A 21,237-nucleotide genomic window follows, 5' to 3' on the forward strand; every position below is an offset into this window, starting at 1 on the left:
ATACCTTTTAGTAAAAAAAAACGAAGCAACTATTAGAATTGCTCCGTTTAATGACTAACTTCCTGTTTTCTGGCTCTTATCACTAATAAAATATAGACTAACATAGATACGAGTATAGACCCGGCTCCTGTTGCATAAATCGTACTATAATTGAATAGAAAGGCAATTTGACCAAATATTATCGCACCCAACCCAATACCTAGGTCAAAGAATGAAAAGAATGTTGCATTTGCCATTCCCTTTCGATTACCAGCAGCCTTTTCCACTGCCCATGCTTGTAAGGCTGGTTGTACAGTTCCAAATCCAAATCCATATAGTCCTGCAGCAACAAGTAAGATAAACGTACTTGGTAACCAAGCTAATAGGATCATGGCGATAAGTATCATGATTGTACCTGGTAAGAATACATACAGATGACCTTTTTTATCATATATTTTACCAGCAAAGGTTCGAGAGATTAATAGAAAAGCTGCATACACAAGAAAGTATGCTTCGATTCCTGCAACATTTCGTTCAATTGCATGTAATGGCAAGAATGTTGCAATTCCACCAAATGTGAATGTGATAAATAAAACTAGAATAGATGGCTGAATTGCCGTCTTCTCAAAGATATCAAATCTTGGTGCGGCTGCTTTTTCCGGTATTTCTTCTACTTTTTTGTAACGAACTTTAGACGAAAGAAGGAAAGCCACTAAACCAAAAGCTGCACAAATTAAAAACAAAGACATAAAGGATATTTTCCCTACTAATGCAAGGCCAAGTCCAGGTCCAAATGCAAGTGCAATATTTCCGGATAATCCAAAGTAACCAAATCCCTCGCCTCTTCTGCTTGCGGGAATAATATCCGTTGCAATAGTACCGGTAGCTGTAGTCGACAATCCCCAACCAACACCTTGCAAGACCCTCACAATCAACAGAATAGCAATACTTCCTATAAACGCAAAGGATCCAACCGAAACAACAAATATAGCTAAACCAGTCATGTATACAAATTGTCGTCCTTTTGATTCTAACGCATGCCCCGCATATGGTCGTAAAACAAGAGCTGAAAAGGTGAATATCCCAACAATAATACCAATTAACTGATCACTACCACCTAATTCTTTAACGAATAAAGGTAAGGTTGGTAAGGTCATTTGAAATCCAAAAAAGATAAAAAAATTAGCCAGACATATTAAAATAAAGTCTCGCGTCCAAATTTTTTCTTGTATTACTTCTTGTTGTACTTCAGCATGTGCCCCCATAGTTATCTCCCTTCTTTCGATACTCGAAACATATTATACAGGAGTCTTATTGGAAATGGAATGGGGGACAGGTAATTAATTTATTATCTCAATTCTAGGTTGTCATCCCCCCTAAATATACCTGCAGAAATTTTCATTCTGTGACATCATTCAAGACCCAGCAGTGCAGTGCTTACCTTGTCCTGGGTAGATGTGGTATAATATGTTTCAAAAATGAAATAGAGTCCAGCTGCAACTGGACTCTTGATAAGTGGTTCCCTATAGGGTTCTGCAACAAAAGTGTTTAGACTCTCCTAAAAGGTGGGTCTATTAATTTTTATTGATCATGGTGAGAACTAAAGCAAGTAGGGATAGTAGTAAGGTACCAAAGTTCCCTAGCACCATCATGACTTCATAAATTCTCAGTGGCATCACCCCCAACTTATAAGCTAAAACCCCTATCGGAACATTATCTTGTCCTCGATTATAGCATAGCATTACCAAAAATACGAACATACATTCGTATTTTGTGTTATTTTTTGTTTATTACATAATCCTCAGCATAGACCCGAGTATACTCCATGAAACTTAAACTGTATTTCACGTTGCAGTAAAAAGGGCTCTGAGAATAAAACTCAGAGCCCTTCTCAACCAATTATTCTGCTATCACACCACAAGCAATACGCTCGCCAGCATTCCCAGCCGGCTGTGATTTATAATCATCTGCTTTGGAATGAATCACCAATGCAGTACCGCCTTCTTTTAATAAGGAATTCTTTTTCCCTTTTTCCAATGTCACCATATTCGCTAGAACAGTTGTTGATACAAATCCATAATTTGTCGTATTTATATTTGGTAAATCACCAGCATGCGGACCTTGCGGATGATCAAAACCGTGCTTTGCATTGGTTGGATTAAAGTGTGCACCAGCTGACTCGAAGGATGGTGCCTCACAGGATCCATTCTCGTGAATATGGAATCCATGTGTTCCTTGTGGTAATTTTGATGCATCTAGGTTAATACTTACACCGTCCGGCTTTTGCTCAAGCCTTGCTTCACCAATCGTTTCCCCATTCGTGTTAACCATTGTAACTAATAGTGATTTACCAGATTCTTTAAGCATCCCAGACGTTTCAATACTTGGATTCTCTTCTCCATTACTAGTCTTGTCGTTATCCACCTTTGTAGCTCCATAAGCAATAAGATATATAACAACAAAAGAAGCTACTATAACTAACCAATTGAATTTTTTCATGTTAATCCCTCCAGATGATGTGTATGGTAATCGTTTACATTATTTACATGAATAGGTATCATTAAACATAGAATAGACATGAATTTTAGGAATCAGGGAGGGATTATCATGGGCTTTTTTGATGGTGTGATGGGAAATGCATCCGAAATAAAGAATGTAGATGCTGAAAAGGAGCTTAAAGAGTTACTATCGGCATCAGAACGTGTCGAGCATGCTTACAAACTAATCCGGGACTTAATTGTTTTCACCGACAGAAGGCTAATCTTAGTAGATAAGCAAGGTGTTACCGGGAAAAAGATGGAGTATCATTCTATTCCATATAAAAATATTTCTCACTTTTCCATCGAAACAGCAGGAACGTTCGACTTAGAAGCAGAGCTAAAAATATGGTTGTCAGGAAGTGCTGCGCCAATCCAAAAGAACTTTAATAAACAGTTAAATATATACAAGGTACAAAGTGTATTAGCTGATTATGTTTGTCGGTAAACTAAAAAGCTGGCCTTCATAATGAAGACCAGCCTTATCTTTATTAATTAAGCAACTACTACTTTTTTAGTATGTTTACGAGTTGGAGTATGGTCCTTTAGGAATGGAATGACCCATCTGTCTAGACCGTAGCGTCCTGCGTTGAAGCCTGCAACTACTAGGAATACTGTTAGTAATACCATTTGAGCGTTTGTGCTTACTGTGCCACTGAATAAGAATGCGAAGTTCATTGTGGTACCCATCAATGCTGCAAAGTTAGTAAAGATTCCTAGAATTAATGCTGCGCCAACTAAAATTTCTCCCCACATTACCATGAAGCTAAATAATTCTGCATTTGGCAGGGCTACTGCCTCTAAGAACGTTGCCCACCAGCCTTGAACAGCTGGATGATCTCCACCTGCACTTGCAATGGCACCTTGGATGAAGCCACTTGCATCGAATCCGCCACCTGTTAATTTACCAATTCCTGCTGTTATCCAAGCATAACCAATATAGATACGAATGATTGCTAGAATACCTGCAACTACCTTGTTTTCGCGAATGAAGTTTAACATAATAGATACAACTCCTTTTGTTTGTTTATATTTTTAATGCTCATCTTTTCACATAAACTGTTACATGCTCAACTTTTCACAATATATTGTAAGTGTGTTTCCTTATTACACTTTGATAATAGCATGGAATTTTTCGTATGTAAATATGTTTTTGCTCACTAATTCACAATATATATTACAAAATTGTGAACTGCTTTGTAGAAGTCACTTAGTATCTAATATGTCGTGTCCTCGTGCTAAGTTCATCCTAATGCCCGAATCAACTATTGACATCATATATCTTTATAGTTATACTGTGTATATAAACATATACACTATAACACTTTAGTAAGGAGGATTACTCTAATGAATAATTGGCGAAAGGCATTTGAAATAACTAAATTAGAACTTCATCAATCCATATACAATATACTACTTGCCTACCTTGTAACAGGTTTATTTATAGCTATGTTTGTTACCCAAATGCCTACATATTTAGATGAGGGAACGGCTTTATATGATCTACTATTTCTTTTGGTATTTGGTTCATCGCCTTTGTTTCCAAAACTAAAAAGCTTTGAAACCCAACATATTGCTCACCAGTTTATTGCTTCACCAATAGTGGTCATGCAAAATCATTTAGCAATTCCACATGACACTATTGTAAAAAGCAGATTAATCATTCATGGTTGCTATACATTTCCAGCACATTTGTTAGGACTGATTATTCTTTATTTCTTCACACCACTCGTTGATATGTTATCAGTTGGTTCGTTTATTGCGTTCTCAACAATCTGGTTATCCTTATCAATCTTCATTGGATACCTCGTTCCCAGATTGAGTATCGGTGTAAGGGGGTTTTGGGTATCCAATTCGGGAATTAGTATAATTTTATTGGTATGTTGCATGTTGTTATTTTTATTAATTGCTATGGTTCACTCCTTTTCTAGTCACGGCATTGTCTATTGGTCCATAGTTTTTGCAAAAGATTTACCTATTTTGGCAACCTGCATATCAATTATCATTGCTATTTTAGGATACGTTTTATGGATAACTAAAATGAAAAAGGTTCTTAGGAAGCTAAACTATAGTTAATAGAGGTGTTTTTTGTGTCTGATGATTTTAAGCTTGCTTTACAATTATCGAAACCTGAGTTAAAGGTATCTTGGAGTAGTTATATCGGGCAATATCTCCTCTACTCTTTATTTACATTCCTCTTTATCCAAGGTTTCAATGCCCAAGAATCTAGATTTGTTGGCTTAGATTTATTCTTTTTAATCCTATTTGTTTATGGGCCAATATGGTCTCGGGTGAAAGGTTTACAGTTTCAGCAAATAAGTGGGAATATTTGGGCATCCCCAACACTAATCATGGGACTGCACCTGCCAGTGAAAAAACAAGTTATCGTATTAAAGTCCATCATTTTATATCTAATTGGGTCATTTCCATTCCAGTTATATATGTTGATTATGTTATACCTCATTAGCCCTAAAGTAAGAGGAATAATGGAATTGGATGCTTATGTTTCGTTTGTTATTATCTGGTTATCTTTTGGAATATATGCTGGTCTTAGTGCACTTTCTGCTGATGTTGGATCGAATATGAAGAGAAATTCTTTATCATTTATATTGTCCCTTCTATTGATTGCTGTCATCATTGCTTTCATATTTTTTATGCCATTCTTCGTGACATATGGAGTGGTAGAATGGACTATTATCCTTGCTAAGAAGTGGAGTATGGCCTCAGCAATCTTATCCATTATATTTGCCATTATAGGCATTCATTATTGGAAGAATAAAATGGTGAAACTAATGAAGAATACGGATTATCTCTAATGGAAAGGAGTGTAGACATTGGAGCTTCCGATCAAAATTTCCAAGGATTCAAGAGAACCTATTTATCACCAAATTGTCAATCAATTTAAAGCACTTATTGCTGGTGGACAACTTCCTACTGGGACACCACTTCCTTCGATTCGTGCATTATCGAAGGATCTCGAAATCAGTATTATTACCACTCGAAGGGCTTATCAGGATTTAGAAGTGCAGGGCTTTATAAAAACACTTCAAGGAAAGGGTACATTTGTAGCCGAATTAGCAGATGATCTAAAACAAGAAGTAAAAGTATCCTCCGTTCATAAAATAATGGAAAATGCTATCAACACAGCCATTAACTATGATTATAATCTCGAACAGATAAAGGATATTTTCCTTGAAATACTTCATACTTATCCAAAGGGGAAGGGAGATAACTGATATGGAGCCATTATTATATATATCGAATTTAGAAAAACATATTATGGATGATTTTCATCTTGGACCGATTAACTTACACCTGGAGCCTGGTACCATTACAGCCTTAATAGGGAATAACGGTTCCGGTAAAAGTACGTTACTTAAAACAATTATGAATCTTGTTAAACCTGATCATGGAAACATTAAGATTGATAATAAGTTTGTTCATGGGGAGAATGAAAGCTGGAAACCTTTAGTAGCCTATCAACCACAAACCATTATTGGATGGAATGCATTTACAGGTGAAATACTAAAACGTTTAATAGCTCCACTTTACCCAAACTGGGATGAGCGACTTTTTCAGAAAATGATAGAATTGTTTGATGTTCCACTTCATAAGAAGTTCAGCAAGCTATCCCAGGGTGTTCAGCAAAAACTAAATCTAGCACTTACTGTTCCCAGGAATGCTCCGTTACTTATTCTAGACGAGCCAACATCCTTTATGGATATCCCTTCTAAGAAACTATTGATTGATTTACTAGTCGATTGGATGGAACCAGGTAATCGATCAATTTTAATTGCAAGTCATCAAATTGATGATATTAAGAAACTTTCCGATTACTTATTCGTATTACATAACGGGAAAATGCTAGGTCACTTTGAAAAAGAGGAGCTTACTTCTACCTACGCCCGTTTTTGGCTAAATGATTCGCTTTCAGACACTAGTATTCCGGGTGAAGTATCACGTGAAGATAGGATGATTATTTCCGACAATCCAGCGGAAACAGAAGCTTTCCTCGAAGCGATGAGCATCAAATGGAGTAATCGTAGTTCTTTAGAATTGGACGACATTATTACCATCCTGTTAAATAATAAAAAGAAAATGGGAGGAATTCAACATGGAAGTCATGTTAACAGTGGAAGGCCTTGAAAAATCCTTTAAAAATAAGAAGGCCCTAAAAGGAATAACCTTTGAAGTAAGAAAAGGTGAAATCATGGCTATTCTAGGACCTAACGGTGCTGGAAAGTCAACAACTATCCGAAATATTATGGGAATCATGTATCCCGATAAAGGCTCAATCACGTTTCATAATCATCAAGGAAAGGAAATCCCAAGACATAAAATTGGCTATTTACCAGAGGAGCGTGGCCTATACAAAAACGTAAAAGTTATGGACATTTTACTATATCTTGCAGATTTAAAAGATTACCCACTTGATAAGGCCAAAGAACGAATATTAATGTATTTAAAGAAATTTGATTTAGAAGGAAAAGATAAGGTTTCAATCGATGAATTATCTAAGGGAATGGGACAGAAGGTACAATTTATTGGTTCCATCCTTCACGAACCAGAGCTACTTATCCTGGATGAACCTTTTTCAGGTTTAGACCCTGTCAGTCAGGAATTATTCAAAGATGAGATTCGTAATTTAGCAGACAATGGCACTGCTATTCTACTTTCCTCACACCAAATGAATCTAGTAGAAGAAATGTGTGACCGATTATTTATGATCCAGAATGGACAAAAGGTAATTTACGGTACACTAGATGAAGTGAAGACAAAATATGCGAACTTTAAATGTACAATACGAGGTAAAAATAGTCTACAAATATTAGAAAGTATCCCAAAGGTCGGGCGCGTAGAACAAAAGGAAGAATCAGCAGTGCTATTTCTTGAACAAGATGTTGATCCGACTAGTTGGCTCAAAGACTTACCTAGTAATGTGGTCGTACAAGAATTAAAGATGAACCGGATTTCACTACATGAGATATTTATTGATATTGCAACTAATAATAACTTAATTCAGGAAGCAGGTGAACTTGATGCGTAATTCTATGAAAGTAGCAAAATGGGAAATAAAGCGTAATTTGAAAAATAAATCATTTGTTATCGGACTATTCCTAACACCAATTCTCATTCTTGGATTTGGATTTTTAGGGAGTTTATTTGGTTCAGATGATGAGCCATCCGAAACGACTGTTTTTGTGAATGATCAACTTGAGATTTTTGATATGTTAGCTGAAACTGTTGACCAGTATGAATTAGGTTGGGAGTTACAGCAAACGGACTTAACAGAAGGTGACATTCATGATGAATTAGAAAACAATGAGGATACAGCTTATATCTTCTTAACACCGGAAGCATTGGAAAGTGGCGTAATTCCTGTTTATACAACAGATGAAATTGACTCAGGATTTAGTTCTCAGGTTCAACTACTGACAGGTCCTTTACAACAAATAAGAATTGCGCAATTAGATTTAACAGAGGAAGAATTAGCAATAATATCTAGTAATGTTGTTTTTGAAGAAACTTCTGCAGAAGATTATGTAGCGGAAGAATCAGTTTCCCTAGCTAGCCCGCTTGAGAAATTAGTACCTGGGATCTTTGCGGGCATCATACTATTTGCGATTGTTGTAACTGGTATGATGATCTTCCAAAGCGCATCACAGGAGAAAAAAGATAAAATTGCAGAAATTATCTTGTCCTCCGTAACTCCTGGAGAGCTAATGAACGGTAAGATTATTGGTTATTTCGTACTTGGTCTTATCCAAGTTGCTGTATTACTCATTTTTGTTGTACCATTTGCTGCGACTAAAATTGATGAACCAATTATCGAATATTTATTCGTACCCGAAACACTATTGCTAGTCTTCATTGCAATACTTGGCTATTTATTATTTGCTGCCATCTTTGTTGGAATTGGTGCTACAATGGCTGATATGACAACCAGTGGGAACTTCCAAGGGTTAGTGATGATGTTACCATTCCTATCCTTTGTATTAATGGCCCCAGTACTAAGTAATCCAAGTGGAATGGTTGCTAAAGTTGCATCCTATGTCCCATTCACTTCACCTGGTGTCCTAATTATGCGATTAACTGCTCTTGATGAATGGCCATGGGTGGAAATTATTATTGCGATAGTCGTTCTGGTAATTAGTATTCTATTATTTATGAAACTAGCAGGTAAGATATTTAAGGTTGGTATTTTAATGTATGGAAAGAACGCTACTCCAGGAGAAATTTGGAAGTGGATTCGTTCTTAATGTTTATGCACATTAGTTAAAACTAAGCACAGAGGGACAGCCTCCCAACATGGTCATCATATTGTGGGGCTGTCCCTCACTCTTTAATCATAGCTATTGCTTACCTTATAATTCATACTCCCATTCATCCTTCGTAATCAAATAAAGAGTTAGGAGGATATTTTCTAGTTCGGTAATTTCTTTATCTCTTGCATCTAGACCAACTTTCGGTAGCAGCTTTGTAGAAAGCTGTCTTGTAAGTTGCACTCTATCATCCAATTTAATATTCAGGAATTTCCCACTGTAAATACGTAGTAGCTCCCACTCTTTTTTTCCTAAAGATCGAAGTGCAAAATCCTCTAGCGATAAACTTTCTTTGGTCAGTCCACGTCGTAAAATTTCTTTATCAATTTTAGAAGTACCCTGTTTTTTAGCACCGCGTTCATGTACAACAATCGTGCCCGCAACCAGATCTCCTAGGCGCTTATGTTTAGAATGAAAGAATATAAACACCATTCCTAAGAAATAACTCGTTGGTAGCATATCAATAATACGTAAAAGGTTGCGAATTAAACTAGATAAAAATGTGATGCTATGGCCATTTTCTTGAATCACTCGAATCCCAATTAGCTTCTTTCCTAGTGTTTTTCCACCAAAGAAATACTCTGACACAAAGAAATATCCCCAATTGATAATAAATACAATAATGATGGCAACTGCGATTGGTACCCATGAGTTTGATAGATAGAATATTTCTGCTACATTTGCCATTAAGAAGATAAGGTAAATAACGGTGTTAGCTACAAGTAATAGTAATTGATCTATAATCATTGCAGCCCCTCGGCTACCTAATCCTGCTATTTGATAATTTAAGGAAACAAATTCCGGTGTTTTTATTTCTATTTGTCCCTGATTCATTTCTGACCCCCTGTTGGTGTTTCACTATTTTTTAAATTATAATAATAGATAATAAAACTAAGCCCTGAAAGAAGGTTCTTAAGTGGATATTAAACAATTTATTAAGCTCCACCGCTCGGAATGGAAACTGCTTGAACAGTATGTTAGCCAATTAAATAAAGGGAGAAAAAACATCTCCAGTGAGACTATCTCTGAATTTGACCGCCTGTATCAGAAAGTAGCTCAACATTTATCCTATAGTCAAACGTATTTTCCAAATGAGGATGTTACGTATTATATTAATGATCTAGTTGCAAAATCTCATAATATACTTTATAAAGATCAGGTAACTAGTGGTAAACAGATTCGAGATTTTTTTACAAGGAAGTTTGTTGGGTTATTATATGAACAATGGAAGTTCATTGTAGTTGCTATGCTCCTATTTTTTGCAGGTGGTCTAGCAGGATTTCTTGCCATTGTAGATGATCCACTTCATATATATTCTGTTCTACCTGCTGACGTTTCTCAAAGCGTTGACCCTGAACGATTAGGAGAAGGACATGACGCAATTGACTCTTCCCTCATGTCCGCTGAAATTATGACGAATAATATTCAAGTTGCGATTCTAGCATTTGCAAGCGGCATTACGTTTGGGATATTAACAGTATATTTAATGGTGTTTAATGGTCTTTTAGTTGGTGCATTGGCCGGACTCTTCTGGCACTATAACATGACATATGAATTCTGGGCCTATATTGTTCCACACGGCATGATTGAATTAACTGCTATCTTCATTGCCGGTGGAGCAGGACTCTTAATGGGTTATAAACTTTTTGCTCCAGGAAAGTATTCCCGCGCATATCAATTAAAATATCACGGGAAACGTAGTGTGCAACTATTTCTTGGAACTGTCCCATTATTTATTATTGCTGGAATCATTGAAGGCTTCATCACACCAGCATCGATTTCATTGGAAGCAAAATATGCTGTAGCAGGAATAACTGTAATTGGATTGATCAGCTATATTGCACTTGGGAAAGTTCTACCTGTACAAAAGCAAACTAAAGCAAGCCTTGATTCATAATGTGTATATATTGGGAGACGGCATCAGTTGCAAGCCGTTCTTCCTTTGCCTCTACCAGTATAAATCCCCTTCGTTCCCATTTCGCCTTTTGTCTCTTCTTGTGTAGTATTTGCTGTTGTGCAACCCCTTTTACCATTGCCTGATTGACGCCGGTTGGTTCCTCTTTAGCTCTTTTCACCATCAACTCATCTTCCACCGTTACTAAAAGGAACAAATGTCGTTTCCTAATTCCTTCAAAGTACATTAGTGTCCTATCCTCTTGCAGAAATGTTTGGATATCGCTAAATAATAGTATTAAACTACGCTTCTTTTGAACGGATTGTAAATATTGTAATGCTTGTAGATAATTAGATTCAGATGCATCAACTTCCAAATGATAAACGGACTCCAGTATCTTATGTAATTGTGCCATACCCTTATCGGGAGGAACAAACACAGATACTTGTTTAGAAAAAGCTATGACACCTACATAATCCCCATTATCTAGAGCTGCAGCCGCAACTGTAATCGCCGCTTCCAATGCTTTTTCCAACCGATTGGTACGGCGTAATTCCGCTCCCATCATCCGTCCACAATCAATTAGAATCATGACATGTTTTCCGTGTTCTGGTTCAAACTCATTTGTCATCACATTTTGTAATTTTGCGGTTTGGCGCCAATTGATTTTCCTCGGGTCATCACCAACTACATAGTTACGAATCTGAGAGAATTCCCCAACACCAGTCTTATGCTTTCGAACTTTCAATCCTTCATGCATGAGGTATTTTTGGGCATCCTCCAGGTATTTTTTTGTTTCTATTAAGTCTGGAATAACATTAACTTCATCGATTACCTCAGCTGAAGATTGCTTTTTCCACAGCCCTAAACTGCTAGCATATCGGAAATAGAGCTTGTTTAACTCGAATTTCCCTCGGACAGGAGCAACAATATGATAGGATAGTTTTACTTTTTCTCTCTTTGGTATTAACCCAATTATTGGAGAATTCACCTTAAAGGACTGAGGTGTACCATCGATTAATTGGACTTTACAGCTTAAATCCGATAGGTTCTCTACATCAATTCCAACCGAATAGGTAATTCCTCTTTCCAGTTGTTTAGGTATACTACGTTTGAGTATAAGTTGGCTTCTTTTTGGGGTAAAGAATAAGTCTATGAAACTTACAAGTAAAATCATTGCATTCAGTACAAATACAGCTACCCAGGAAATTCCGACTAAGGTTAATAAGGTAATAGTAAACGAAATAAAGAGATAAAAAACTAGAAATTTCTTCGTTGGTACAATTCCTCTATCTTGGAACAGGAACCGACCCCACAAGTTCCTCAATAACTTGGTCAATGTTCACTCCCCCCAATTCCATATGCGGAGATAGTTGAATACGATGGCGTAGTGCTGGTTTTGCTACCATTTTCACATCATCTGGTGTTACATAATCACGCTCTTGTATATAAGCCCAGGCACGGGCTGCCTTACCAACCGCAATTGCCGCCCTTGTACTAGCACCGAATCGAATATCTTCCGTTTCCCTTGTACGACGGACAATTTGCATAATATATGCCAAGACCTCTTCACTCAATGTTACTGCTTCAATCTCTCTTCGGATAGATAAGAATGTATTCATATCCATTACCGACTGAAGATCTTCGATAAATTGCTTATTTTCCAATACGTTTTTTAGCACATTTGTCTCCTCTTCTACAGATGGAAAGGAGATGTGTAGTTTGAATAGAAAACGATCTTGTTGTGCTTCTGGAAGAGGATACGTCCCTTCGAACTCGATTGGGTTCTGAGTAGCTACTACAAAGAACACCTCTGGAAGTTGATAGGTTTCCCCTTGGATCGTAACTTGTTTCTCTTCCATCGCCTCTAGTAATGCTGCTTGTGTTTTTGCCGGCGTACGGTTTATTTCATCTGCTAATAATACATTCGCAAATATTGGCCCTTTCAATGTCTGGAATGTACTATCCTTCATATTGTAAATCGTACTACCCGTTATATCACTTGGTAATAGGTCCGGTGTAAATTGAATCCTATTAAAATCACCGCCTAGTAGATTAGCTAGTGTTTTAACCATCTGTGTTTTACCTGTCCCAGGCACACCTTCTAAGAGTACATGCCCACCCGATAGAATAGCAGATAATAGTAAACGTAGATTTCTAGACTGTCCTAGAATTCTTCTTTCATAACTTTCAATTAAGGATGTTAGTTCCATTCTCATCCTTCCTCCACCTCTTTCCGCAATCGGTCAATTCTCCCAGACCATAATAAGTATTCTTGCTTGGTTATCTGTTGTTTTTGCAGTACTGACTCAATGTCATATAAAAATATTGATAATTCTTCATCATTCATCACGTTTATCTTTGGTGTAAGTAGTTCTTTTAGATCCTTCCATTCCTTTTGATAAGATATCCCCCATTTTTCCCCGAGGACTAATCGTAGATATTCAGCTTGGTTATTAAGTGATTCCCGGTAAGCCTTTCCTTTTTGATACCAAGATGCTAATGCGGTTATTCGTTCATCACTAAAACGAACATAGTCCTCCCTTGGAATCCGGGTTGGTCCGAATCTTTTCCCTTTATAAAGCAACCATAATAGTGTAAAAAGAATCAGTTGTAATCCAGCGACTAATAACCACATTGGATATACGTCTGAAATACCTTTTCCTTTGGATTGATGGGTAAACTCATCAATCAATATACTAGTCCAGCTTTCCTCTTCCAACAATCCAAGAACTATGTCTAGATTATTTTCTTCCAAAATATGTTGATTGGTTAACCAGTCAGGCGAATTTACTGCTATTAAATGCCCACTACCGATTTGCCGCTTAATGGCAATAACCCCTAGATCATCTTGCAGTAACACTTGATCATTTGCTTCTGGTAATATTCGTACTTGCGAAAACATCGATGCATGGAACTCAGTTCCAGCATCGTTCTCCAATATGACAGTTTCACTATCTATCATGCCATAGTCTGTACTTATATCGAACATACCCTCTAAATTCCGTTTAAAAATAAGTATCGTATTCCCCGCTTCGACAAATTCAAGATAATCCTTCATGACAGCCTGGTTTGTTATTAATGCAGGTTCAACCATAAGAAGCAGTTGATTCTCCTCCTCTTTTAATAGCGATGGTGCGTGATTCCAGCGTCTTGCAGAGTTCACTTCTTCTTCTAAATATGTATAAAAGCCTTTTATCCCGGACGGAGATGGAGATGCAGAAAGAAATGGCGGATATTCTTTTGGCTTATTCGAACTCAAGACTATACTAACAGTGACAAAGATGATTAACAGTACCAACAGCCCGATCCATGTCTTTTTAATTGATTTTTGCATTTCTCATCGCCCCCTTACCCTTTTACCATTCCACTTTCGGGTGGCTCCTGAATCCAATGTAAAACCATTTCCTTATAACCTTCATAAGATTCTGCTTCTACCGTTCTTTCCCCATAAACAACATCATCAAAATCTCTCGCCAACTGATAAAAACTCTCTGCCCGTTTATTATCTGATCGTTTCAATTCCTCAAAATACTCCCAGTTTGTCTTCCAAATCCTTGCTTCTACATAACCTTTTTCATGAAAATACAATAACAAGGCCAAAAACAAGTGGCGTGTAGAAGCTTGAAGATTTCCTTTTTTCTCCTGTTCCTTAGACTGTACTATGTGGTCCTGATACGTCCAATCCCTCTCACTCTTATGGTAGAGCGGTGATTGCTCTTTAAAAATTTTCTTTCTATTGTAATAACGAACGGAAAAGAAAATCGCAGTAATCACTAAAATGAGGGCAACTAAACTTAATATAATCACCAAACCAGTGGCAAATCCGTTTGAGGGCTCTAGCGAAGTAAAAATGCTCGCTAATAGTTCTTGGAACCATTCCACAACAGAATCCCACCATTCCTCAAGGAAATTCCGGTTATCTTCGTAATAAATTCGGTATTCTCGGGTATTTAATATATCTTCCATCGTATCTCGTGCTTGGTTTAATTCTATCATTATCATCACCTTAGGTTAGGGATTATTCATTTGGAGATTCATAGCTTTCAATCATTTCCATTAGATCATCACCATCATTACGTTGTTTTAAATCAAAGTAGATTAATGCATAGCCTACAGAGAAAAACATGGTTGTGATAATCGTAACGATATTAATAATAATCGAATATAAGACACTATATCCTAGTAATGCGGTACCTAATAGGTCAAAAACAACACTTATAATGATTGTAATCGCACCGATTACAACAATCAGTCCAAATGTTCTCCAAAAGTTTTTACGTGTTAAGTTCCAGCTCCTACCAAGGCCTGGTGCACATGGTTCAAATGCTACTGCTGGAAGGTAAAGACTCCATCTAGTTAGAAAGTAAGCAATTACACTACCTATAGCCAGAAACAAGACAATAAAAATAACGACTCCCGCTATTGGATTTACAAGCGCACCAATTGCCGTAATTGCGGAGATGACTAACACTGGTACAAATACCATTCCAAATACAATAACACCAAATAAAAGTGAACTAGCAAAAATTGGCCAAAATCGAGAAAAAGCTTCCTTAATGACAGATCCTGCTGTAAATTCTTCGTGATTCCGTATTGCTTCAATTGCATAAATAACTGCAGCTTGTGCAATAGGGTATAATACAATAGTCGCAAGTCCTATAAGCAAGGCTCCAAGATCTTCAGCTAGTGATGTTGTTCCATAAAGGGAGTCATCTATTGTGTTTGATAGTTGTTCAAAGAAAGAGCCTCCACCAGCCACATCTCGAAAAAAGCTTGATCCCGCTAATAAAGAGATAAGAGCATCCAATAAAACAATGGGCCCAACAACGATTAACATAATCATAAAAAACGTTGAAAAGTTATTCTTACTAATACGAAAAGTTTGGTCTAACACAGCCCCAAAACTCTTAGGTTTTGTTAAGTGGTCTTCCATTTCAATCCCCCTGTTTTAAGTAGATAAAATATTTCTTACATTTACTTTCTATTTTACCATTATTCGTATCCGATTCGATAAATTTTGTTTAATATAGGAGTTTGTTTTTGAAATGTTTGTTGCTATTATTTTCGTCGTTGATAGAAATTGTTCGGTAACTAAATCAAAAATTACTTTCTTGAAGAATGTAGTGATAGGATACCGCTTCGGCAGAATACTCAGCCTTCACTTTCAGTACAGGGGTGACATCTATTCGAAAATACCTCACAGTGTCTACCTTGCCGTTTAGCGGCTGAGGCCGTGCCCTCGGAAAGCCGAGTGTATTTCCGTAGCGAGTCAGTTGCTCTAACAAGAATATTATTAACCGCACAGTTCCTATCAATTATGTAATTACTAACTATCTTTAAAGAAAACAGCAATAAAAAAATGCCCCACTGGGGACTCTACACCAATGAGGCTCCTTTATTATTGAGCCGTATATCCTCCGTCTAATACTACTGCTTGTCCAGTCACCCCTCTTGCCTTATCACTAGCTAGAAACACTACGTAGTCGGCAATTTCTTCTACATCAAGAAGTCTTTTCTGTGGAACCAGCGGATAAATAACCTCTTCTAAAACTTGATCTAGCGCTACATTTCTTGTCGAAGCCAAATCCTGTAGCTGATTCCGAACAAGCGGTGTATCGACATACCCCGGACATATTGCATTTACCGTAATACCAGAATCTGCTGCTTCTAGTGCAGCAACCTTTGTTAATCCAATTAAGCCATGTTTAGCACTATTATAAGCCGCTTTCCCTGCAAATCCAATTAAACCATTTATGGATGCCATATTAATGATTCTTCCGCTACCTCGCTTCCTCATAAGTGGTAGTGCATACTTTGTCGTAACAAATGGCCCAACAAGCATTATATTAATCATTTTTTCGAAAGTATCCGTTGGAAAATCCTCAATTGGAGAAACATACTGCATCCCAGCATTATTAATAAGAACATCAAGCCTTCCAAATTCAAAAACCGTCTGGTTAATTGCTTTTTCTATATCTTCCTCGCTTGTGACATCACATCTATGACCGGACACTTCATATCCTAATTCTATTAGCCCATTAACAGCAGCCTCTAGTTTTTCCTGATTGACGTCTGATAGCATAACCTTCGCGCCAAGTTCTGCAAATTCCTTCCCGATTGCATAGCCGATACCACTCGCTGCTCCAGTAATAAATACGACTTTATTTTTCACCATCTTTTCCCCTCCAAAGTTCCACTTCAAAAGTAAGTGTGAGATTTTCCCATGTCTTTAACCTTTCGACAGTACCATTTATTTTCCTGCCAAAAAACCCATTAAATCTATTGTTTAAAAAAAGGCATTTAAGGAAAATCTTACATTGGAGTACTTTTTTATTTAAGGAGCTTCGCATGGACTATATAAAACGCATTACAATACTAGCTATTTTTTCACTTTTTTTTATGATCACTACAGCTATAAGCGCACACGCAAAAACTGGACAAACATATGAAGTAAATACTGATTGGTTAAATATTCGTAATGGCCCGTCTAATCATGCGGAAATTGTCGGCAAACTAAAAAAGGGAAACCAAGTCAGGATTTTCGGGGAAATTTCTGGTTGGGCTCAAACCTATTATAATGGGGAAGCAGTATGGATAGCTTCTAATCATTTAGTACCTAAACAGGATAAAGAAGTGTTCTTACCAGATGGGTTGTTAACAGGTTATACCATTGTGATTGACCCAGGTCATGGGGGAAAGGACCCTGGGGCGATTGGGCATAACGGTGTCTTAGAGAAAGATCTCATTCTAGTAACATCGAAAAAGATTGCAGAGCAACTAACAAATAGCGGGGCTACTGTAATTTTGACAAGGGCAGATGATTCTTTTGTTCCCCTAAATGATCGGGTGGCAATTAGTAACAAATCGGAAACAGATGCTTTTATCAGTATTCACTTTAATGCTTTTCCTGAGGATTATGTTGGTGGAATCAATACCTACTATTACCAAAGTGGTCATAGTCTTGCTCAGCATATCCAAAACGCGTTATCTCAGGAAGTACCATTACGTAATAGAGGTGTTATCCAAAGTAATTACCGGGTTCTCCGAGATAATAAGAGCCCTGCCATATTGGTTGAATTGGGGTTTATTACAAATACGACTGAGCTTGTAACCCTTCAATCGGAAAGCTATCAAGATAAAGTTGCTAGAGCCATTACTTTGGGATTGATTGAGTACTTTTGGGAATGAAATAGATAGAATGTTTTCGTAAAATATGTTTATACGGACTTCTCCAAGTGGTAACCAAACTTTTATAAAAAATAATAAAGAGAATGTCTCGCGTGTGGCCATCTAACTCCACTAGCACACGAGACATTCTCTTAAATCATCTTTACTGGAATATTGATTGTTAATCTTGGAGCATCATTTATTGGATGATAATCAGATGGATAAATCTCTAAATGTTGGAGGTTTATTTGATCATCCAATCGATAACCTTCCTCTTTAATCCACTTATAGACAGCTGTGTATGTTTCACTGATATTTTCCTCAGGTTTGTGATAGTAGCTAGCATAAGTTAGCTCCGGGACATTGATTTCAACCATATCTTCAGGTAATGAATACTGTCCTTTTACTTCACAGCAAAGATAATACGTAAAGCCAGTTTCATTAATATCATAGGATACGCCCAAGATAAATTCTTTATTAATCGTTTCAGGTAGATTATCTAACCTCATACGAAATTGCTGCATAAGTTCTTTAATTTCACCTGCTTGAGCTTGCTGAAATGTCCCTTGCCAACGGACGCCAATCGCTTTAAAAGCATCTCGTTTTTTGATTGATATCTCCATTCTCTCATCTCCCTAATTGGTATATTACGCCATCCATATGTATGGTTTTGTAATTGTCTGTCTTTTATTCTATATTAAGGGTTGAGAAAATGGGTTTCAATAGTTTCTTGCGTAAACCAATCCTAAAATATCATTAAATTGTATTGTTTCTATTTGAAATCCATTCTCCCTTAGCCAATTCACCAGTAAAGCTTTATCTGCAAAGTATTCGTCTTCAATTACTTCTATTGCTATATGTTTACCTGCTTGTTGATAGGATTCTATTACCTTTTTACGATGGCTTTGGTCTTCGAACATTAAATCAGCGATACAAATTTGACCGTTGTTTTTTAATACCCTTGTCATTTCCATTAATGCAAGCACTTTTTCCTCGTCTGGTAGGTGATGTAATGCGTAACTAGAGACAATGGAATCAACAGAATGATCCAAGAGAGGTAATGCAAGAAAGTGACCTTTTCTTGTTTCAATTTTAGGGTGTTTTTCCTTACAAACTTTCAGCATCCTCTCTGATTGATCAACACCTATAACATGTACTTCGCCCTTTAAGAATCTTGAACCTAGGTTACCGGTCCCAATGCCAATATCTAAAACAATATCTCCCGCCTCTACGTTCACCAACTCTTCCACTGTTGCAAGTGCTTCATCATATCCTTCGTGGACATTAAATATATGCCCTTCTTTCTTGATGTTTTCATCATAATCCAATGCCTGGTCATCAAAGTTCCAGCGGTCCTGCCATTTACTTCGAATTTCTTTAAGGTTTTTTAAGTGATTGGCTAGTTGATGTATGTTTTCTATGGAGTTATTGCCTGATTCTATCATTTGGTCAATGGTTTCAATCATATCTCGCATTTCAATCCATTGTTCAAACAGAGCAGAACGCTGAATATCTAGATATTGATTCATGCTCAAATTCGGATTGTTTAGTAATGTTTTTATTTCCTCAACAGAAACTCCAATTTCCCGCAATGCAAGTATTGTGCTGATCCGATAGAGATCGTGCTCCGTGTAGTAACGGTACTGATTGTTTTCATCCTTCTCAGGTGTAATTAAACCTTTACTTTCATAAAAGCGAAGTGTCTTTGGTGTCGTGCTTAAGAATTTAGCAGCTTCATTTATTTTCATGGTTACAACTCCTCCTTGGTTTAACTATAAACCTTACCCTTAGGGGAAGGTAAAGTACATTTTATAAAAAATTATTTTATTCTGTTATACTATAATCGAATTCAGCAAAGTGAGGGATAAAGATGAACGAGCAAATTCACGCCATTGCCAATTCGTTACAGAAGGACTATGGTTTAGATGACTATGTACTAAAGCGACATCACATTTTTTCGGAAACTAATGTTGATAATAATACAAACTATATCCTTTCATTAGAGTGGTTTCCAGAAGATCAAGTAAATAAGGAGAATGAGGACTTTAATCCTGATGGTTCTGTTGTGATGGATGTCGATCTCCATACCAATAAAATAAGGCGTATTATATTTGTTAACGATGTCTCTTTTGCTCAAGAAGGAATTTTTCCTTCACCAAATATTGAACATGTTATCGAATGGATAGAGGAACTAACCGGGTTGATGTTTGGTAGGCAATTTAAGCTTATGAGTGAAACAGAGAGGAAATTTACTTTTCATGCAACCATTGATAATATCGATATTGCACCTACAGGGGATATCGAGGTTGCCTTTAATGAAGATAACCAACTCAGCCTATTCTCAATAGGTGGTGTTTTTCCGACAGAAGATGAAGTAGATTGGGAACCTTTTTCTTTAACAAAAGAGGATATTAGGAATGAGGTAGAACAACATATAACATTAATTGATATACCAATTGAAAAAGAAGAAAAGTGGTTAAAAGCTTGGAACTTAAACCAACTTTTTATTCGTAACGATAAGTCAGAGATTCTTTTACCTGAAAGTCTTTATAACCTGAATACCTTAATAGAAATGAATGTTAGTTTAGAGTGGGATAGCGCCAATACATATGAATTAACTCCTAAAGACATTGATTTTTCCACCGAAGTTTCGTATCAGGACGCCATGGAAAAGGTCACCGTAACACCTATTTCAGAAGAAGAAGTTCATCGTTGTATAGAGGAAACTAAAAAACTTGTCAGTAGTTTATTTCCTAAGGATTCCGGAAAATGGACTGTAACTGGCATGTATCCAGAAAAGAACTATATTATAACCGAACTAAAAGGTGATATGTTTAACGCTTTCCGGCGAAAATTAAAAGTAATTATAAGTAGAGAAAACTATAAAACGGCAAATTATTGGGATAACAAACTTTTTCTAGATATGTACCAATCCTATAAGGAATCTGAGGATGCAACAATAAACAAAACCGATGCAATGGAAAAGATGTATAAGCATATTAACGTTACGCCTATATATGTCAAGGAAAACAAATCAAATCGTTATGTCTTATGTGGAAGAGTAGATTGTGACATTATAATTGACGGGGTAACAGGGGAAGTATTAACGATTCAGTAGATCTCCTAATTCCAAAAAATTACAACGAGGCCCCATTACGTACTTGTATAAAAGACTGTAAGTAAAACAAACTAAAATTAGGTAAGGGCACTCACCCAAGTACAGACATTCTATTGACACAAATCCACATTTAGGTTTATAATAATACTATAATTTCAAAGGGGAGTAGCTTTAACAGCTATGTCGTCAATTCAGAGTGTACAAATACTCTCGGCA

Annotated in this window: 23 protein-coding genes; 10 read left to right on the plus strand and 13 right to left on the minus strand. The window is 36.8% G+C overall.

The genetic code is table 11. From position 1 onward, the window contains the following. Positions 1 to 47: 47 nt before the first annotated feature. The 3 genes from TY11_RS06480 to TY11_RS06485 form a co-directional block, all read right to left on the minus strand. On the minus strand, positions 48 to 1,244 hold the full coding sequence (locus tag TY11_RS06480) for an MFS transporter (protein WP_042144110.1): 1,197 nt from the start codon (positions 1,242 to 1,244) through the stop codon (positions 48 to 50). Positions 1,245 to 1,553: 309 nt separating this feature from the next. Beyond that, the gene (locus tag TY11_RS21085; RefSeq protein ID WP_369797396.1) at positions 1,554 to 1,739 is read right to left on the minus strand and encodes a putative holin-like toxin; all 186 of its coding nucleotides are present in this window, start codon (positions 1,737 to 1,739) and stop codon (positions 1,554 to 1,556) included. A gap of 139 nt (positions 1,740 to 1,878) precedes the next feature. After that, on the minus strand, positions 1,879 to 2,478 hold the full coding sequence (locus tag TY11_RS06485) for a superoxide dismutase family protein (protein ID WP_042144112.1): 600 nt from the start codon (positions 2,476 to 2,478) through the stop codon (positions 1,879 to 1,881). Between the two features lie 108 nt (positions 2,479 to 2,586). Between TY11_RS06485 and TY11_RS06490 the strand changes: the two genes are divergently transcribed. Next, positions 2,587 to 2,964 (plus strand): PH domain-containing protein, encoded by a 378-nt coding sequence (locus tag TY11_RS06490; protein ID WP_042144115.1) that lies wholly within the window; start codon positions 2,587 to 2,589, stop codon positions 2,962 to 2,964. A 47-nt stretch (positions 2,965 to 3,011) separates the two neighbouring features. On the opposite strand, the gene TY11_RS06495 is transcribed toward TY11_RS06490, so the two are convergent. After that, positions 3,012 to 3,518 (minus strand): DoxX family protein, encoded by a 507-nt coding sequence (locus TY11_RS06495; protein WP_042144117.1) that lies wholly within the window; start codon positions 3,516 to 3,518, stop codon positions 3,012 to 3,014. A gap of 345 nt (positions 3,519 to 3,863) precedes the next feature. Between TY11_RS06495 and TY11_RS06500 the strand changes: the two genes are divergently transcribed. Genes TY11_RS06500 through TY11_RS06525 form a run of 6 tightly spaced genes read left to right on the plus strand, consistent with a single transcriptional unit; the run spans position 3,864 to position 8,776 of the window. Beyond that, complete coding sequence (locus tag TY11_RS06500; RefSeq protein WP_042144119.1) at positions 3,864 to 4,592, plus strand: hypothetical protein; 729 nt, start codon at positions 3,864 to 3,866, stop codon at positions 4,590 to 4,592. Positions 4,593 to 4,606: 14 nt separating this feature from the next. Further along, positions 4,607 to 5,332: a hypothetical protein gene (locus TY11_RS06505; protein WP_042144120.1), complete on the plus strand. Its 726-nt coding sequence runs from the start codon at positions 4,607 to 4,609 to the stop codon at positions 5,330 to 5,332. Positions 5,333 to 5,350: 18 nt separating this feature from the next. Next, positions 5,351 to 5,752: a GntR family transcriptional regulator gene (locus TY11_RS06510; protein WP_042144122.1), complete on the plus strand. Its 402-nt coding sequence runs from the start codon at positions 5,351 to 5,353 to the stop codon at positions 5,750 to 5,752. A gap of 1 nt (position 5,753) precedes the next feature. Then, positions 5,754 to 6,662, plus strand: coding sequence for an ATP-binding cassette domain-containing protein (locus TY11_RS06515; protein ID WP_042144124.1), 909 nt, complete (start codon positions 5,754 to 5,756; stop codon positions 6,660 to 6,662). Continuing rightward, the gene (locus TY11_RS06520; protein WP_042144126.1) at positions 6,631 to 7,563 is read left to right on the plus strand and encodes an ABC transporter ATP-binding protein; all 933 of its coding nucleotides are present in this window, start codon (positions 6,631 to 6,633) and stop codon (positions 7,561 to 7,563) included. The genes TY11_RS06515 and TY11_RS06520 overlap by 32 nt, the downstream gene beginning before the upstream one ends. Further along, entirely contained in the window at positions 7,556 to 8,776 is a 1,221-nt protein-coding gene (locus tag TY11_RS06525) for an ABC transporter permease (protein ID WP_042144127.1), read from the plus strand. Before TY11_RS06520 ends, TY11_RS06525 begins: the two co-directional genes overlap by 8 nt. A gap of 105 nt (positions 8,777 to 8,881) precedes the next feature. Here the strand turns inward: TY11_RS06525 and TY11_RS06530 are convergent, their stop codons facing one another. After that, entirely contained in the window at positions 8,882 to 9,673 is a 792-nt protein-coding gene (locus TY11_RS06530; protein WP_042144129.1) for an RDD family protein, read from the minus strand. Positions 9,674 to 9,755: 82 nt separating this feature from the next. Between TY11_RS06530 and TY11_RS06535 the strand changes: the two genes are divergently transcribed. Then, entirely contained in the window at positions 9,756 to 10,736 is a 981-nt protein-coding gene (locus TY11_RS06535) for a stage II sporulation protein M (protein WP_042144132.1), read from the plus strand. Here TY11_RS06535 and TY11_RS06540 read toward each other — a convergent pair. The 6 genes from TY11_RS06540 to TY11_RS06565 all read right to left on the minus strand — a co-directional run bounded on the left by TY11_RS06540 (position 10,714) and on the right by TY11_RS06565 (position 16,911). After that, positions 10,714 to 12,072 carry a DUF58 domain-containing protein gene (locus TY11_RS06540; protein WP_042144134.1) on the minus strand — a complete coding sequence of 453 codons (1,359 nt, stop codon included), beginning with the start codon at positions 12,070 to 12,072 and terminating at the stop codon, positions 10,714 to 10,716. The two genes, TY11_RS06535 and TY11_RS06540, sit on opposite strands and share 23 nt — an antisense overlap. Then, positions 12,023 to 12,952, minus strand: coding sequence for an AAA family ATPase (locus TY11_RS06545; protein ID WP_042144137.1), 930 nt, complete (start codon positions 12,950 to 12,952; stop codon positions 12,023 to 12,025). Before TY11_RS06545 ends, TY11_RS06540 begins: the two co-directional genes overlap by 50 nt. Then, the gene (locus TY11_RS06550; protein WP_042144139.1) at positions 12,949 to 14,070 is read right to left on the minus strand and encodes a DUF4350 domain-containing protein; all 1,122 of its coding nucleotides are present in this window, start codon (positions 14,068 to 14,070) and stop codon (positions 12,949 to 12,951) included. The genes TY11_RS06545 and TY11_RS06550 overlap by 4 nt, the downstream gene beginning before the upstream one ends. A 14-nt stretch (positions 14,071 to 14,084) precedes the next feature. Next, positions 14,085 to 14,732, minus strand: a complete 648-nt coding sequence (locus TY11_RS06555) for a DUF4129 domain-containing protein (RefSeq protein WP_042144140.1) — start codon at positions 14,730 to 14,732, stop codon at positions 14,085 to 14,087. 22 nt (positions 14,733 to 14,754) lie between these two features. Continuing rightward, positions 14,755 to 15,669 carry a hypothetical protein gene (locus TY11_RS06560; RefSeq protein ID WP_042144143.1) on the minus strand — a complete coding sequence of 305 codons (915 nt, stop codon included), beginning with the start codon at positions 15,667 to 15,669 and terminating at the stop codon, positions 14,755 to 14,757. Positions 15,670 to 16,134: 465 nt separating this feature from the next. Next, the gene (locus TY11_RS06565; RefSeq protein WP_042144145.1) at positions 16,135 to 16,911 is read right to left on the minus strand and encodes a 3-hydroxybutyrate dehydrogenase; all 777 of its coding nucleotides are present in this window, start codon (positions 16,909 to 16,911) and stop codon (positions 16,135 to 16,137) included. A gap of 173 nt (positions 16,912 to 17,084) precedes the next feature. Between TY11_RS06565 and TY11_RS06570 the strand changes: the two genes are divergently transcribed. Then, entirely contained in the window at positions 17,085 to 17,924 is an 840-nt protein-coding gene (locus TY11_RS06570; RefSeq protein WP_052345764.1) for an N-acetylmuramoyl-L-alanine amidase family protein, read from the plus strand. 131 nt (positions 17,925 to 18,055) lie between these two features. Here TY11_RS06570 and TY11_RS06575 read toward each other — a convergent pair whose 3' ends face one another. Both TY11_RS06575 and TY11_RS06580 read right to left on the minus strand, forming a co-directional pair. Then, positions 18,056 to 18,526, minus strand: a complete 471-nt coding sequence (locus tag TY11_RS06575) for a GyrI-like domain-containing protein (protein ID WP_042144147.1) — start codon at positions 18,524 to 18,526, stop codon at positions 18,056 to 18,058. A gap of 96 nt (positions 18,527 to 18,622) precedes the next feature. Further along, positions 18,623 to 19,651, minus strand: a complete 1,029-nt coding sequence (locus TY11_RS06580) for a MerR family transcriptional regulator (protein ID WP_042144151.1) — start codon at positions 19,649 to 19,651, stop codon at positions 18,623 to 18,625. Between the two features lie 122 nt (positions 19,652 to 19,773). Here TY11_RS06580 and TY11_RS06585 point away from each other — a divergent pair, with 122 nt between their 5' ends. Next, positions 19,774 to 21,021, plus strand: coding sequence for a hypothetical protein (locus tag TY11_RS06585; protein WP_042144153.1), 1,248 nt, complete (start codon positions 19,774 to 19,776; stop codon positions 21,019 to 21,021). Positions 21,022 to 21,237: the final 216 nt, after the last annotated feature.

Origin of the sequence: Paucisalibacillus algeriensis (assembly GCF_000577245.1) — a bacterium.
GTDB lineage: Bacteria > Bacillota > Bacilli > Bacillales > Amphibacillaceae > Ornithinibacillus.

Excerpts from the sequence above, each read along its gene's own strand:
- TY11_RS06480 (WP_042144110.1), bottom strand. The coding sequence starts at position 1,244 with ATGGGGGCACATGCTGAAGTACAACAAGAAGTAATACAAGAAAAAATT.
- TY11_RS21085 (WP_369797396.1), bottom strand. The coding sequence starts at position 1,739 with ATGTTCGTATTTTTGGTAATGCTATGCTATAATCGAGGACAAGATAAT.
- TY11_RS06485 (WP_042144112.1), bottom strand. The coding sequence starts at position 2,478 with ATGAAAAAATTCAATTGGTTAGTTATAGTAGCTTCTTTTGTTGTTATA.
- TY11_RS06490 (WP_042144115.1), top strand. The coding sequence starts at position 2,587 with ATGGGCTTTTTTGATGGTGTGATGGGAAATGCATCCGAAATAAAGAAT.
- TY11_RS06495 (WP_042144117.1), bottom strand. The coding sequence starts at position 3,518 with ATGTTAAACTTCATTCGCGAAAACAAGGTAGTTGCAGGTATTCTAGCA.
- TY11_RS06500 (WP_042144119.1), top strand. The coding sequence starts at position 3,864 with ATGAATAATTGGCGAAAGGCATTTGAAATAACTAAATTAGAACTTCAT.
- TY11_RS06515 (WP_042144124.1), top strand. The coding sequence starts at position 5,754 with ATGGAGCCATTATTATATATATCGAATTTAGAAAAACATATTATGGAT.
- TY11_RS06520 (WP_042144126.1), top strand. The coding sequence starts at position 6,631 with ATGGAAGTCATGTTAACAGTGGAAGGCCTTGAAAAATCCTTTAAAAAT.
- TY11_RS06525 (WP_042144127.1), top strand. The coding sequence starts at position 7,556 with ATGCGTAATTCTATGAAAGTAGCAAAATGGGAAATAAAGCGTAATTTG.
- TY11_RS06530 (WP_042144129.1), bottom strand. The coding sequence starts at position 9,673 with ATGAATCAGGGACAAATAGAAATAAAAACACCGGAATTTGTTTCCTTA.
- TY11_RS06545 (WP_042144137.1), bottom strand. The coding sequence starts at position 12,952 with ATGAGAATGGAACTAACATCCTTAATTGAAAGTTATGAAAGAAGAATT.
- TY11_RS06550 (WP_042144139.1), bottom strand. The coding sequence starts at position 14,070 with ATGCAAAAATCAATTAAAAAGACATGGATCGGGCTGTTGGTACTGTTA.
- TY11_RS06555 (WP_042144140.1), bottom strand. The coding sequence starts at position 14,732 with ATGATAGAATTAAACCAAGCACGAGATACGATGGAAGATATATTAAAT.
- TY11_RS06560 (WP_042144143.1), bottom strand. The coding sequence starts at position 15,669 with ATGGAAGACCACTTAACAAAACCTAAGAGTTTTGGGGCTGTGTTAGAC.
- TY11_RS06565 (WP_042144145.1), bottom strand. The coding sequence starts at position 16,911 with ATGGTGAAAAATAAAGTCGTATTTATTACTGGAGCAGCGAGTGGTATC.
- TY11_RS06570 (WP_052345764.1), top strand. The coding sequence starts at position 17,085 with ATGGACTATATAAAACGCATTACAATACTAGCTATTTTTTCACTTTTT.
- TY11_RS06575 (WP_042144147.1), bottom strand. The coding sequence starts at position 18,526 with ATGGAGATATCAATCAAAAAACGAGATGCTTTTAAAGCGATTGGCGTC.
- TY11_RS06580 (WP_042144151.1), bottom strand. The coding sequence starts at position 19,651 with ATGAAAATAAATGAAGCTGCTAAATTCTTAAGCACGACACCAAAGACA.
- TY11_RS06585 (WP_042144153.1), top strand. The coding sequence starts at position 19,774 with ATGAACGAGCAAATTCACGCCATTGCCAATTCGTTACAGAAGGACTAT.